This is a genomic window from Lachnospira multipara LB2003 (genome assembly GCF_000702205.1).
Taxonomy (GTDB): Bacteria; Bacillota; Clostridia; order Lachnospirales; family Lachnospiraceae; genus Lachnospira; species Lachnospira multipara_A.
Window position 1 is genome coordinate 215,252 of record NZ_KL370871.1, and the last position, 15,041, is coordinate 230,292.

At 33.5% G+C, this 15,041-nt stretch carries 16 protein-coding genes; 3 read left to right on the forward strand and 13 right to left on the reverse strand.

The features are described 5' to 3' along the window. Positions 1–18: 18 nt before the first annotated feature. A complete protein-coding gene (locus T537_RS0110455) occupies positions 19–915 on the reverse strand; it encodes a hypothetical protein (protein ID WP_031557767.1) in 897 nt (298 codons plus the stop codon). 16 nt (positions 916–931) lie between these two features. Next, positions 932–1,720: an alpha/beta hydrolase gene (locus T537_RS12545; protein ID WP_051554990.1), complete on the reverse strand. Its 789-nt coding sequence runs from the start codon at positions 1,718–1,720 to the stop codon at positions 932–934. Between the two features lie 193 nt (positions 1,721–1,913). Here T537_RS12545 and T537_RS12550 point away from each other — a divergent pair, with 193 nt between their 5' ends. Beyond that, the gene (locus T537_RS12550; RefSeq protein WP_031557771.1) at positions 1,914–2,936 is read left to right on the forward strand and encodes a J domain-containing protein; all 1,023 of its coding nucleotides are present in this window, start codon (positions 1,914–1,916) and stop codon (positions 2,934–2,936) included. Between the two features lie 21 nt (positions 2,937–2,957). On the opposite strand, the gene T537_RS0110470 is transcribed toward T537_RS12550, so the two are convergent. The 10 genes from T537_RS0110470 to T537_RS0110515 form a co-directional block, all read right to left on the reverse strand. Then, on the reverse strand, positions 2,958–4,064 hold the full coding sequence (locus T537_RS0110470) for a cation diffusion facilitator family transporter (protein ID WP_031557773.1): 1,107 nt from the start codon (positions 4,062–4,064) through the stop codon (positions 2,958–2,960). Beyond that, entirely contained in the window at positions 4,061–4,234 is a 174-nt protein-coding gene (locus T537_RS12920; RefSeq protein WP_155895266.1) for a hypothetical protein, read from the reverse strand. The genes T537_RS0110470 and T537_RS12920 overlap by 4 nt, the downstream gene beginning before the upstream one ends. Positions 4,235–4,425: 191 nt before the next feature. Further along, positions 4,426–5,691, reverse strand: a complete 1,266-nt coding sequence (locus tag T537_RS0110480) for a transglutaminase domain-containing protein (RefSeq protein ID WP_031557774.1) — start codon at positions 5,689–5,691, stop codon at positions 4,426–4,428. Between the two features lie 54 nt (positions 5,692–5,745). Beyond that, the gene (locus T537_RS0110485) at positions 5,746–6,738 is read right to left on the reverse strand and encodes a Gfo/Idh/MocA family protein (protein ID WP_027438297.1); all 993 of its coding nucleotides are present in this window, start codon (positions 6,736–6,738) and stop codon (positions 5,746–5,748) included. Between the two features lie 51 nt (positions 6,739–6,789). Beyond that, entirely contained in the window at positions 6,790–7,464 is a 675-nt protein-coding gene (locus T537_RS0110490; protein ID WP_027438298.1) for a 3'-5' exonuclease, read from the reverse strand. Between the two features lie 12 nt (positions 7,465–7,476). Next, entirely contained in the window at positions 7,477–7,974 is a 498-nt protein-coding gene (gene trmL, locus T537_RS0110495; protein ID WP_027438299.1) for a tRNA (uridine(34)/cytosine(34)/5-carboxymethylaminomethyluridine(34)-2'-O)-methyltransferase TrmL, read from the reverse strand. Positions 7,975–8,077: 103 nt separating this feature from the next. Next, positions 8,078–8,551, reverse strand: coding sequence for a chemotaxis protein CheX (locus T537_RS0110500; RefSeq protein ID WP_027438300.1), 474 nt, complete (start codon positions 8,549–8,551; stop codon positions 8,078–8,080). A gap of 91 nt (positions 8,552–8,642) precedes the next feature. Continuing rightward, complete coding sequence (locus T537_RS0110505) at positions 8,643–9,809, reverse strand: pyridoxal phosphate-dependent aminotransferase (RefSeq protein ID WP_031557775.1); 1,167 nt, start codon at positions 9,807–9,809, stop codon at positions 8,643–8,645. Then, positions 9,806–10,288, reverse strand: a complete 483-nt coding sequence (locus T537_RS0110510; protein ID WP_027438302.1) for an Lrp/AsnC family transcriptional regulator — start codon at positions 10,286–10,288, stop codon at positions 9,806–9,808. Before T537_RS0110510 ends, T537_RS0110505 begins: the two co-directional genes overlap by 4 nt. A 65-nt stretch (positions 10,289–10,353) precedes the next feature. Next, on the reverse strand, positions 10,354–11,337 hold the full coding sequence (locus T537_RS0110515; protein WP_031557778.1) for an AIR synthase-related protein: 984 nt from the start codon (positions 11,335–11,337) through the stop codon (positions 10,354–10,356). 165 nt (positions 11,338–11,502) lie between these two features. On the opposite strand from T537_RS0110515, the gene T537_RS0110525 reads away from it, so the two are divergent. Continuing rightward, entirely contained in the window at positions 11,503–12,153 is a 651-nt protein-coding gene (locus tag T537_RS0110525) for a hypothetical protein (RefSeq protein WP_031557781.1), read from the forward strand. 119 nt (positions 12,154–12,272) lie between these two features. Here the strand turns inward: T537_RS0110525 and T537_RS12555 are convergent, their stop codons facing one another. Then, the gene (locus T537_RS12555; protein ID WP_051637222.1) at positions 12,273–13,928 is read right to left on the reverse strand and encodes a glycoside hydrolase family 25 protein; all 1,656 of its coding nucleotides are present in this window, start codon (positions 13,926–13,928) and stop codon (positions 12,273–12,275) included. Between the two features lie 283 nt (positions 13,929–14,211). Between T537_RS12555 and T537_RS0110535 the strand changes: the two genes are divergently transcribed. Then, entirely contained in the window at positions 14,212–14,985 is a 774-nt protein-coding gene (locus T537_RS0110535; protein ID WP_031557786.1) for an SDR family NAD(P)-dependent oxidoreductase, read from the forward strand. Positions 14,986–15,041 lie beyond the last annotated feature (56 nt).

The window sequence follows — 15,041 nt, forward strand, 5'->3', positions numbered from 1 at the left end:
ACTATATCACATTTTAAATTAATTGTATATTACAATTTGATAATGGCCATCCACGTTTGGAACTACTATTCTTACTAATCTATTGTCCTCACCTACATAAAAAGACTGGGACATATTAGCAGTTATAAATCGCTGCCATACATAAGAGCCGTAGTTTCCTAGAAGACTAGTTAAGATGCTATTAACACCAGCATCAAAGGATGGTGATCTTGAGATTATGTATATAATTGTGTAATTATTATATGTTACAACCTGACCTTCATAAATTCCATTCTCTTCATAATAATATATGTCATTTACAGGTAGTTCATTACTATAAAGCTGCTTAAAGCCAGCACTTACTGCATAGCCTGCTGCCTCATTAGAACTAGCTATTCCTGCATTAGTGCCATCACTAATAGATGGGATATCATCATTTACCCCAGCAAAACCTGGCTCAACATATGTGTAATTATTATTAACAGGCTCATCACTATTATCATCCCCAGAATTATCATCATAATTCCAGTTATTATTAGTCACCTGAGGTTCATCTGTATTAGGTGTATAAGAGTCTTGATTGCTATTTATATTAGCTGGCTCGTTACTATTAGCTGCATCTTTACTAGAATCTTTATTAGCATTATCAGTAGCTGGATTTCCTGTAGTTTCTGTTACACTAGGATTTGTTGCAAGCCCAGTATCCCCTGCAACCTCATTTTTCCTATTAATATTATTATAACTGGCATTAGCATCACGTAAATATGTGTCCGTAAGACTTACTTCTGCCTTGTTAACTTCCCTTTTATCTTTAATATTTAAGACTAGAAAAATAGCACCGGCAGTTACCACTACGCTTATTGCTGCAATTATCACTGGTGTTTTAAGAATATTTTTTAAGATTTTTCTCTTAATCCTTCTAAAATTAATCTTCATAGCTATCACCTTCCTATTAAAGCTTAGGCAAAGAAATCGAAGAATCAAGCAACCACGCTATCCCCTTAGCTAATCTAAACTGAGGATTATTAAAATGGTTTCCTTTTTCCACCTCGTATTTAAAGTCTGCAAGAATTCCTTCCTTTACCGCATGTCCAAAATAAACCGATAATTCTCTTGTTGTATTTCCCACAGAAGCAAGCACCTTATTTTTAGATTTTTCTTCCCTGTCTCCAAGACTTAGGTAAATTTTGGTATCATCTATTAATTCGTGCTCTGAGACGTATTTCTTAACCCCTGGAAACCATAAAGATCCGGAAGCTGAGCAAACTCCACTAAATAAGCAGCTTTCATAATAAGTCCAAAGGCTAAAAAGTCCTGCGAGGGAATAACCTGCAATATAATAAGTTCTATACCACTCTTCTTTTTCCACTTCAAGGTCTTTATCCGTATCCCAAACTTCACTAAGAATAAAAGCTGTATTAAATTTCTTCTCAATCTCAGGCATAAGGCTATTAACCAACCAATCAAGAGTGATTTTTCCACCACCCTCAAATTTACGTCCCTTAAAGACATCATTAGCAGTCCAAGGGCTCATTTCAAAATCCCAAGAATCTACCTTAAATCCAATTATGGTAAAGGCAATCTCTGGGACCATCTCATGAACAAGAACCGCTACTTCAGACCAATTCTCATCTTCTACTGGATCTAAGGGCCAAAAAATAAATGGGCCACTATTTATTGCGTCATTACAATCAGCCACATAGCACATTCTTCCATCTATTTCTAACTCATATGTAACCATACTAACTCCTACATTTATCAAATCTAATATTTAATTTTTTCACAAAACAACTTCTTATTATATAATATTTGATTTATTTTTCTTTTTCAATACTTAAACTAAAATTCATTTGTTTCATATATGGGATTTTGATATCATATTCTTACATTGGTTGTAAAGATAATAAAGAGAGGAGGCAAAGGTTACTAATACTATGAATATTGATGAAGCTTGCAAGATTCTAGGAGTTAATGGCAATGAAAATATAAAGGAAATAAAGACGAAATACCGTGAACTTATCTTTAAATATCACCCAGATTCTCCAGACATAAACGATTCAAGAAAGGCACAGTTAATAAACGAGGCCTACTGTCTTTTAAAAAGCAATTATAAGCTTAACAAAAATAAGAATCGCAGCTATAACACAAGCCCTACACATAAAGCAGAAAGCCGCCATCACTTTAATGGCAAGGACCTCTCTTTAGCATATTGTAATCGAAATGTTTATGAAAGAGCTGATATTAACGTAATTAATAACGATAGCTTTATAAATATTGCCAGAGGAAAGTTTTTATGGGAACCTGATAAGGAAGACTTTGACTGCTTTATCCATTCATGCTTAGTTGAGGTAACATCCTTACTTGAAAGCGTAGAGCTTGCACTAGATAGCAAAGGAATTGAATATGACACCTTAAAAGTAAAGCCATTCTTTCAAATGCAGTTATTTAATAGCTTTGCCATGAGTTTTATAAATCCAGTTTTTTCACTGCGAAAGATTTTAAAAGCTAATGCTAGACTAGACAATAATGATAGAATTTATGAAATACATGCCAATCTTTCTACAGTAGGAGTTGATGATTACTACAAGAGATTATATGCTCTTAAGCCAGGAACTGTGCTATATCCTACTAAATTAAAAAACAACAGGCTAACAGTTTCTAATAACCTAGGTCAAAGCTTAGGTAACCTATCAATTAAAGATGACAGACTTTTATATATAGTTATTCCCATTCTAAAAAGAAAGCTTGCAACTGTACGAATTGTGGTTAATTCCATAGATAATAACAGGGCTAAGAAGCCTTACAGAATTAATGTTAACATAAGCCTATTTATAAAACTAACATCAGAAGTTTTAGAAAGAGAAATACAAATAGAACATTTCAATGAAATAACTAAAGAACATGCAAAAGCAATTGAAAGTCTGCTTAATGAATATGAAAACGCCTTGATAAACTAATTTATCAAGGCGTTAATTGCTTTATTCTGAAATATCTCTATCTAATATAATTTGTAATGTATAATCTGGATATTTTTCCTGTACTGCATCAATTATATTATGATAAACCTCCTTTATGTTAGGTGCAGCATAATCTACAATAACATCAAACTGCATATATAGGTCTTCTATTTTAATGTAAAATCCATGCATTTGAATAACATAATCAAAACCTGTGACGATTCTTGAAACCTCACCTCTTATTCTAGCTGCTTCATTATCTCCAGTATTAACTGCATAAATACCAACCCCTGTGATATTTACGTTATACTCCTTATAAACCTTCCTTTCGATTTTCCTTGTAATCTCATCAATTTCATTGGCCGTAAGCTTATCATCTACTTCAATGTGAACAGAGCCTATAAGTCTGTCCGGTCCGTAACTATGAAGTATTAAGTCATAGGCACCATGTACTCCTTCAACTGAAGCTACACATTTTTTAACTTTCTTTGCAAAATCCGATTCTATCCTTTCACCTAGAATCTTACTAATTGTATCACTAAGCATCTCAATTCCAGATTTTATAATCACTATAGAGATAATAACTCCAAGGTAACTTTCAATACTTACCTTAAACAATAAATAAATAATTCCCGCTAAAAAAGTTGCCGTTGAAATAACCCCATCAAATAAAGCATCTTTTCCTGATGCAATAAGTGCATCAGATTTTTCTCTGCTACCGACCCCCTTAAAATATAAACCTAATATTATCTTAACTATAACTGCGATTCCAACCAAAAGCAAAGAAAGCGCAGAATAGTCGGGCACTGAAGGATTTATTATTTTCTTAAATGATTCTACAAATGCTGTAACACCAGCATATAGAATAATCACACTTATAACCGTTGTAGTTAAATACTCCACCCTGCCAAATCCAAGAGGATGTTTCTTGGTTGGTGTCTTATTAGATAACTTAGCGCCAATAATTGTTATAACCGAAGATAGGGCATCTGATAAATTATTGACTGCATCCATTACAATAGCGATGGAGTTTACTGTTAAACCAATTACTGCTTTAACTGCACTTAAGATAATATTTACAATAATGCCAATTATACTAGTTCTAATTATTACTTTTGTACGATTCATGCACTGAAATTTTTCTCCTTAATCATATTTCGGATCTTTTTTCTGTGTTGTAAGACTATGTTATATGCTTTATCAATATTGCTCTCCGTTGCGGGAATACGCAAATCATATAACATTCTTTTAATGTCTTCTACTCTCCAATTTACTTCTGTTAACTCGTTAGATCCCATGCTGTTAACCTCCCTAAATCTTAAACTATCCCTATTCACTTTATTCACGCCTATCTGATTTCGATTATGTGATTATGATAAACTCACAAATTTATTTTTTCATCACCCAACACGCAAAGGATAATTACAATTTAGGTAAATAGTACTATAACTCTAGAAAAAATTACTCATCATCTAAATCTAAAGTATTACTATATTTTCCAAACTCGTCTTCTAGGACTAAAAAAGCCCACACTTATTCCTATTCCTACAAGCAAAGTAAAAACAATGGTTATTTTTAAGTCTTTTAAAAATCTAGCTTTCTCAACTTGATTTTCGCTGCTATCTTCTACTATTGCACTATCAGAAGACTCATTACTAGTATCCTCTTTAATTTCATTAACAGCAAAATCAAGTCTTGATTCCATTAAATAAAGCTTTTTATTAATATTCTTACTTTCCACAGCTTCCCTTGTTTCATTGCTAATTTGCTTTTTTTCTGTAAATTCTGGATTCCCTGTATTAATAACTGCAGCATTATCAACTACAGCCGTATCAGCTAAGACCTGATTTTCATTTTCTACAGGTAGATTTTGATTTGAAGGCTTGCTACTAGGCTTTTTATAACTTGTGCTAGCAATACCAATCCCATAATAATCAGGCATTACATCCTTAGCAAATAAAGCCATATTATCATCTTGTTTAGCTAGGCCATTAGTACAATCAACGTAATACCAATAATCATTAATTTTAACGGCATTCCATGCATGAGCCATCTGATTTTTTCCATCGTCAGTTACTATGACACTTGGAATACCAGCAATCTCCATCATATACTGAAATGCCGTTGATATACCAGCGCAGACGCTATTTTGGCCAATTAAAGCATCATAAGCATTGCCATGACTATACGAATAATCATAAGTCACATTGTCCTTAAACCAATTAAATATATTTAGTACAGTTTCTGCATTATCACTGCCCCTGCAGCTATTTAGCACCTCTCTAGCTTTACTGCTCATGGCATTAAATTGTGCATCATCTAGATACATCTGCGTTGTAGTATCAGTTTCATAACACATTACCTGATAGCCACCAATGCTTTTTTTACCTGCAGTTGTCCTAATAGTATAACGATAAACCATACTAGCAAAATTATTATAAAGACCGCTATCATTAATCATTAATCCAATGAGATTCTCACATAAATCATCCTCATAATAATAGCTTTTTGACACAGTTCCCCCAGTGTTATATTGATTAATCATATTATTAATCAATTCATCCTTTGTGATATATGTGTAGCCGCTTGCCTCATAAAAAGCCTCAAAGGAATCGTACCACACACCATTAATATTTACTTTCCCATCATCAGCCAAGCAATTGATAGTTTGTAAAGAAAAAATAATACTAATCATAATAAAGACTAAAGCTAAAGACAAAGTCCTTTTCTTAGTCTTTCCCCATATATTAATCATAAAATCACTTCTCTCTAAATAAACACAAAAAACTAACTGCCTTTATTATTTCCCTTACTCTCCATATCTAAGACCTGCCGATTCAGCAGCTCTTTCTAAAATATCGCACACTGAAATTGAATGTGCTAATGATTGATTAACCTTATCGTAATCATCAGTTTCAATAGCCTTTACAAAGTCTCTAAATTCCTGAACCATTCTATGATGTACTTCCTTAGGTCTAAATTCCTCCTTGGCGATATTATCACCGTGACCAATATAAATATCTAATCCTCTTAGACTATTGGCACTATCTGGAACCTTAAAGTAGCCCTCTTCACCCTGAACCATAATAAATGACTCACTATCAGAATCCTTGCAAGCCACAAGTTCTGCCACAAAATCCTTATATACAAGAATCAATGTACCTGACACATCAATTCCGTTATAACCTTTGTTAGCCACATATAATACATCCTCTGGCTGACCAAATAAGCCAACCACAAAGTTTATATTATAGACATTAATATCCATTAAAGCTCCACCATAAGATTCTAGCTGAAATGCTGGAGCAGGAAATCCATCTTTATATTTTTGATAGCGTGATGAATACTGTGAAAAATTACATTGAACCATACGTATTCTTCCAAGCCAAGGCACAGTCTCCTTTACCTTCTCAAAAGTCTCATTATGGAACACTGTCATAGCTTCAAAAATAAATAAGTGATGATCAAGTGCAATTGATGCCAAATCCTTAGCTTGACTAGCTGTAGCTGTAAAAGGTTTCTCAACAATTACATTCTTACCTGCAATTAAGGCTAATTTAGCATAGTCATAATGCATACTATTAATAATTCCAATATAGACTGTATCAGCATTAGTCTCCATTAGCATTTTTTCATAGTCTGTATAGACCTCCATAATGCCATAATCATCAGCAAGCATCTTTGTCTTATTTAAGCTAGTAGGTCTACCCCAAATTGAAACCACTTCAATCTCAGGAATATCCTGCAAAGCAAACAAGCACTCATTAACAATTTTTCCATTACCAACAATAGCTAGTTTCATAAGCTTTAATCTCCTTTTTATTATTAATGTTTATAGTTGTATAAATATTAATTACTGTTCTTTATCATCTGATAATTTTAGTTGACTAAAATCAATCAAATCAGCCATTGTAAATACTGTTGGAGTTAAGGCCTCCACAAAAGCCTTTCTCATCTTCTCATACTCTTTAGAATTTCTTGATGCCTTAAATAAAAGAGCTGTATTTCTTGCATCAGTTAAGCCATCATGGGCTTTACCCTGAAAAGCCAAACCACTTAAATCCACAGCCTTAGATAAGGACAAAATATGACTTAAATGAAGTTCCTTCTTAAATTCATTCTGATAATCAATCCAATTATCATACATATATTTAAGTCCTTCATCACTTTCAAATTCAGTTAATTTCTTGGCCTTTATTTCATTTTGTAATTGTAATTTATCACAATCACTCCATGAATAAATCTTATAATCATGGCCACACCAGTTAATAAAGCGTTTTAAAACATTAGCAAAATGATCCGCTCCTGATACATCAACAGTTGTAATTCCAGTAAGCTGAACGAACTTAGGCTCAATAATTGAGTTATATTGAGGCTTTACGTATTCCTTAAATTCATCAACAACTTCTAGGTTCTCATCTAATCTAACTGCGCCTATTTCAATAGTTTCCTGTCTGCTAATTCTTTTAAATTCTTTATGTTCCTTAGCCACATTATTCATTTCCAAGTCAATAAAAATATGTTTCATAGGCCCCCATTTTTACTCTTTCCAATGTAATCTGTGTAATTCACCCTCTAAACTCATGTCTGTAAAGCCAAGCTGTCTTAATGCTTCATAAGCAACAATAGCCACTGAATTAGATAAATTAAGGGATCTAATTTCTCCAATCATTGGAATTCTTACACATGTATCTTCATTATCCACTAGAATTTCCTCTGGAATTCCAGCACTTTCCTTACCAAACATAATATAACAATCTTCTTCATAATTAACCTGTGTATAAGTCTTATGTGCCTTAGTTGTAGCCATATAAATCTTGGCATTAGGATTTTTTTCTAAAAAATCATTATAATCCTTATAAGTTCTAACATCTAATTTATCCCAATAATCAAGGCCTGCTCTTTTTAACATCTTATCATTAATTCTAAAGCCTAGTGGTTCTATTAAATGTAGAGTTGCTCCAATTGCAACACAAGTTCTTCCTATATTTCCAGTATTAGCTGGCATTTCTGGTTCATGTAAAACTATATTAATCATACTAACTCCTAAATATCTTTATTACATAACCATTATACTATTAATACTAAAAAAAGCCAAAACTACTTTCGCAGCTTTGGCTTAACTTTAATTAAACGCACTATTATTCTGTCTTAATAGCAATATCAAGTTCCATAGCAACTCCAGCTTCATTACTTAGAGGAATACAGATATTTTTAGTATAATTCTGGGTTAACTTCATAGCACCACGTACTAAAGTAGGTGGTGTAATATCAATACCTACACCTTTAGTAGAAAGAATTGTAGCTGCATTACCCATTATCATGTTTCCTAATTCAGAAATTGCACTAGTAGACATGTCGTCAAGCTCAGTAACTGGCATACCCATCATCATCTTAGATGCTATTTCTAAAGCCTTCTGGTAAGTAAGAGCAATCAACACCTGACCTCTCATTTCACCTGTAACACCTATCATGATAATAACCGAATCATTCTCAAATTCTGTTGTTTTTACATATGGTTTGCCTACCTTTAACTCCATCTGACATGCGTCCTTAAAAATGCTCACTGCTGCCATAAGAAAAGGGTTGATGTAATCTACATTAATATCAGCCATATATATATCCTCCTTCGGATTAATTTGTAGTTCTGAAGTTTCCATATTACACAGCTATATCTAAGTATGGCTTTTGTTGCTATAAATTCACTTAAGATTCTAACTCTGTAATAAATTCCTTAATTCGCGACAAGCCTTCCTTAAGTTTATCAATTGAATATGCGTATGAAATTCTTAAAAATCCCTCTCCGCAGTCTCCAAAAGCAGTTCCAGGTACCACTGCTAATTTTTTCTCCTTAAGGAGTTTTGTTGCAAATTCATCTGATGTCATACCGAACTTTTTGATTGAAGGGAATATATAGAACGCACCAAAGGGTTCAAAACATTCCAATCCCATCTCTCTAAATGCATTAACAAGATACCTACGTCTTTGATTATAGGCCTCCACCATCTTATTAACGTCTTCATCACAATTTTTCAAAGCTTCTACGGCAGCAAACTGACTATTAGTTGGTGCGCACATAATTGCAAACTGATGCAATTTAATCATCTGCTTTATTATAGCTTTAGGACCACACGCATAACCAAGTCTCCATCCTGTCATAGCAAAAGCCTTTGAAAAGCCATTAATAACTATTGTTCTTTCCTTCATTCCTGGGAATTCTGCAATAGAAACATGTCTTTCTTCTCCATATGTTAATTCAGAATAAATCTCATCTGATAACACAAATAAATCATGTTTAATTATTATTGGCACAAGTTTCGCTAATTCATCTCTATTCATTATAGCACCAGTTGGGTTATTAGGGAATGGTAAAACTAAAATTTTTGTTTTATTAGTAATATTTTCTTCCAATTCCTCCGGTGTAAGCTTAAAACCATTTTCTTCCTTAAGGTTGATAATTACTGGTTTTGCATCAGCCATAACTGCACAAGGCAAATAAGAAACATAACTTGGCTGAGGAATTAAAACTTCATCCCCTGGATCAACCATACATCTAAGTGCCACATCAATAGCTTCACTACCTCCAACAGTGACCATAGTCTCATCTATTGGATCATATTCTAGGTTGTATCTTCTCTTAAGATAATTACAAATCTCAATACGTAATTCCTTAAGACCTGCATTAGAAGTATAGAAAGTTCTACCCTTCTCTAATGCATAAATTCCCTCCTCTCTAACATTCCAAGGAGTATCAAAATCAGGCTCACCTACGCCTAATGAAATAGCATCTGGCATTTCGCTAACTACATCGAAAAATTTTCTAATACCAGAAGGTTCAATGCTCAATATTTTGTTGGAAAGTGCATTTCTCATGGTGTCACTAACATCCTTTCGTCCTTATTATCTGCCTCAAATACAGTACCGTAATCCTTATACTTCTTTAAAACAAAGTGAGTAGAAGTGCTAAGAACTGACTCCATAGGAGCAAGTTTAGCATGTACGAAATTCGCCACTGACTTCATGGACTTTCCTTCTATAATAACAGTAAAATCAAAACCACCAGACATTAAGTAAACACTAGTTACTTCTTCGTAGTTATAGATTCTTTCTGCAATGCTATCAAAACCTAAGCCTCTTTGAGGAGTTACCTTAACCTCAATTAAAGCTGTAACCTTCTCGTCATCTGTCTTATCCCAGTTAATCAAAGTGTTATATCCACAGATAACGTGTTCTTTTTCCATCGCTGCAATTTCATTGGCTACTTCAACATCTGTTAAGCCTAACATAATCGCCATGTCGTGAATATCTATACGACCGTTCTTTTCTAGCATGTTTAAAATTTTGTCTCTCATAATCCACATCCTTCACATAACTTATATTATCTAGTTTTGAAAACTAAAAGAGCTTGTTTTCTAAACTAAATTACAACTTTATAAATTTCATCTTGACCTGGCATTTCAAGAAATCTTTCTTCTGATAGACTTCTTATTATTTTATTATTACTGCTTACGAATTCACCAATAACATTAGCAGTCACATTCTTTTCGTTTAATATATTAACTATATCACATTCTCCAAAATATGTCACTAATAATGTCCCCATTGATTCTAACTCATATGGGTTAATGCCGTACATTTCACAGATTTCAATAATTTCTTGTCTTACAGAAACCTTTCGAATATCAATTTCAAATCCTGCATTACCCTTAATTGAATAATCCCAAAGTGAATTAAGCACTCCACATTCGCAAACAGCACAAACACTACCATTTATGCCATTGTCTCTAAAATAATCATAGATAAAATCCGCAGTCTTTGATGCATCAAGCTCTATATCCTCACCTAGAGCTCTTCCTACAACATCCTCTGTATATCTATTAAGGATTTCATCTTTTTTAGCATTATAAATTCTTCTAACACCACTAAGTCCAATAGGATTAACCACTGCAATCTTTGCCCCAGCAATAGATTTATGAGCAGTAAGGTCTAACTTAGTAATTTCTTTTTTGGTACTAGCAACTCCAAATACAGTAGTTACCGGCTTATTAACATTCTTACTTACCTGCACATCTATATTAGCAATAGTTACATTAAAGTAAGCGCACCATTTTTCAAGGTCTTCAATAATCTCTCTAACCCTGATTTCCCTAGAATTCTCATCAACTAATATGCTAGCAGTTATATAATCAAGACTTGCGCCACTAGCATGTAACTTGTTAGATACATCAATAACAGCGTAAGGCTTAGAACTAATAGCTGTGCATACATTTAAGGAACCGAAACTCGCAATGGCGCTTTGCTCACTTAAATAAGCACGATTAATATCAATAGCCCCACGCTTTTTAATTTTCTTAAAAATTGTTCTATCAAAAATAGAACTTTTAACTCTACCTAAATCCATATTTATCTTTCCATTCTTTCGTGATATACTCTAATAAAACTAAACTATTAGTGAATATAACATTGGAACAATCATTGCGATAACAAGGATTATAACCACAATCAATAATGCTGTTTTATTTTTCTTGTTACTAAAATTTATCATTACTACCTCCGAGGTGACCTTATGAAATTATTACTTCCATACATATTTGTGTTAATTGTTATTTTTAATTATATCCTAAGAAGAGGTTCTACAAAACAACAAAAAAGAACCGATGAATTCTGGGAAAAAGAGCGAAAAGCTAATCTAACTAGAAAACAGGATATAAGTAAATTAGATTATATAACAATTTCTAATAATCTTCCACAACTAAATAATGACCAGGCACTTGCCCTTGCAGTTTCTGATAATAAGACACTTTTAAGAAGATTTGAGGAAATTGAACATCTTAAGGATAAAAAAATCCTTAATCTTTCATCTATTAGTAATACAGACTTAAAACTAGAATATGGGCCAGCTAATTTAAACCTACTATCAGAGTATGATGATAATTACACTACTCTAGTAAAAAATCTAGCAATTATAGGTCATGAACTAATTAATCTAGGACTTAAGGATAAGGCTTGTATATTTTTAGAGTATGGAATCCAATTAAATACAGATATTAAGAGCAATTATTCTGATTTAGCTATTCTTTATATTGAAAATAATGAGGAATCAAAATTAGATGAATTAATAAAAAAAGCCAATACTCTAAATTCGATTAACAAGGAAATAATTCTTGCACAACTTGAAGAATTAAAAACAAACCAAAAAATAATATTTAATGAATAAAAAGCGCATCTAAATGCATGAGGTTCAAAATCAAAATAATAAGAGGTTGTAAGCCAGCTTACAACCTCTTATTATTATGGTTTTAATATAACAAATAAGTTTTTATTGAACAAGCTAATCTAAGGAGATTGTGTTACACCTTCTCCACTAGGTTCAGCAGTAGTGTCCTCAGGGACGCTAGCGCTTTCACTTTGACTTTCAGTTTCAGTTTCACTGCTTGTTTCATCACCAGTCGACGTTTCATCTATACTTCCAGTCTCTGTCTCTGTTTCGCTTTCAGTTTCAGTTTCGGTCTCAGTCTCAGTCTCCGTCGGACTTTCAGTTGGCTTAGATATTATATTTAAGGATAATTCCTTAGTAATCATACCATTTCTTGGATCAACAAAACTATAGGATACAATATATGAACCAGGAGATGTGATAACACTTGCATAATCACGCTCATTTCCAGCTAAATCCCTAATAGTCATTTCTAGTTCTACATCGTAACCAATGCAATTTTTGCCATGGGCATTATCTCTTAAATAAGCAGATAAACTGTCACTACCCTCATCTAGATTAACTGGATTTCCATACCTATCACATCCTTGCGTTAAAGTAAAGGAAGCAACATCTAAATTAATGCCCGGCTCCTGTAAGCCTTGTACTTCGTAGTTTCCATAGCTAAAGAAAGCTATATCCATATCACACCAACCATTAATGCCTGGTACTGTATCAGTAACACCATATTGCCATACATCATATGGAATATCTGGATATTCTGGAACAGAATTACCATAATCCCATGCATTAGATGTGTAATAATACTCTTTAAAATAAACAGCTAACCAAGTCTTATACTTGCTTGTAAGTTCTGCAGTATTAACAGCACCTCTCCAATCAGATCTATTAAAATAAATCATTGGAGTATATCCATAACTTGCAACTACACCAGCAAAAGTATTACAAATATCTGTTAATTGCTGACGATCAAGTCTATTAGCAACCCTGTATCCATCAGCTGATTCCCAGTCAAAACAAACCGGATAAGTAATCTGATATTTACTGATTAACTGAATTGTCATTGAAGCTTCTTGATAAGCCTCTTCTACACTAAGAGCCTGTGAGAAAAAGTAAACTCCCACCTGAATTCCATTAGCTATCGCGCCCTGAATATTCTGCTCAAACTTTGGATCTTCATATAACGAACCTTCGCTTGCAGTGCTTCTACCAGCACATTTAATAATAGCAAACTTAACACCTGATGCAGCAACCTGCGACCAATCAATATCTCCCTGCCACTTTGAAACATCGATACCTTTTACAATTCCACTATATTCATAAATACTTGTAGAATTAGATGGTGTCTCCTCAACTACCTCGCCAACGACAGTCTCGCTTGAGTCGTCTTCTCCAATATCTAACTCTTCATAGGAAATAATCTTAACTGGTTGAGAAGTATCCTCGATCATCTCTAGGATAGCTTCTTCTTTGACTTCTTCCTGTGCAATAAACATATCTTCTGTAAATTTAGTATCAGCATCATCCTTAGAATGAGGTAAGACCACATTTAAAAGGTCTATATTCTCCTCATCAGATAAAACCTCTTCCTTCACATCCGACTTAGAATTAGATTTACTCTTAGTGCTTGCTATAACCGAACCTCCTACACCTACAACAACCAAAGCAGTTAAGAGTGTACAACTAGCAATAATTCCTACCTTAAATTGGATAGGCGTAAGGGCTCTGATTTTAGCTTTACTTCTCTTAAGTAACGATAAAATCTTTTCCCTCATACGTAATCGCTCCTAATAATATTTTGTTATATACGAAATGTATAAAAATATTATATCTCATGTTATTTTCTTTTGCAAAAATATAGTTGCCTATTTTTCTGGTACTTTATGACTAGATTTTAAAAGCTATGCATAAATAGTACTAGGGTATTTTTTCTGTTATAGGAATAGAAATTAGGATTTTTAGGCTTTTTGATAATTTTTTCTTAAGAAAATATATACTTTTTATAGTATAATTAGTATACTTATATTAAGAATTTTAAGCGAATAAGGAGGGTTTGATTTGAAAAACTATTTTGATTTAAGTGGACAAGTAGCTATTGTAACTGGTTGTTCAACAGGTCTTGGTGTGCAGCTTGCAAAAGCACTTGCAAATCAGGGAGCCAATATAGTTGCTCTAGCTAGACGTAAAGAATTAATTGATGAGGTGGCAGCTTCAATAAGCAAAGAATACGGGGTTAAGACCCTTGCAATACCTTGTGATATTACAGACACAGCTAAGGTTGAAGATGCAGTTGATCAAGTAATGAAGGAATTTGGTCGAATTGACATTTTAATTAACAACGCTGGAACCGGTGCCGTTGCTCCAGCTGAAGAAATTACTGATGAACAATTCGCCAATGAAATGAACATTGATTTATTTGGCTCATTTAAAGTAGCAAGAGCCGTTGCTAATAAAGCAATGCTAGCTGCTAAATATGGACGTATTGTAAACATTGCTTCAATGTATGGTCTTGTTGGTAATAAGATTGCACCTGCATCACCTTACCATGCAGCTAAGGGTGGCGTAGTTAACTTAACTCGTGCTCTTGCAGCAGAATGGGGCGAGAAGGGAATTAATGTAAACTGCATCTGCCCTGGATATTTTGAAACACCTCTTACAAAGGAAACACTTGACTCAGAATATTTCCAGGAATATGCCAAAACAATGATTCCATTATCAAGATATGGTAAGGAAGGCGAACTTGATACAACAGCAATCTTCCTTTCATCTCCATTAAGTTCTTATGTTAATGGAGTAATTTTACCAGTAGATGGTGGTTATACATCACTCTAATCAAAGATTCTACCCAGGCTAAAGGCAATAAACCTTTAGCCTTTTTTATTGCTTTA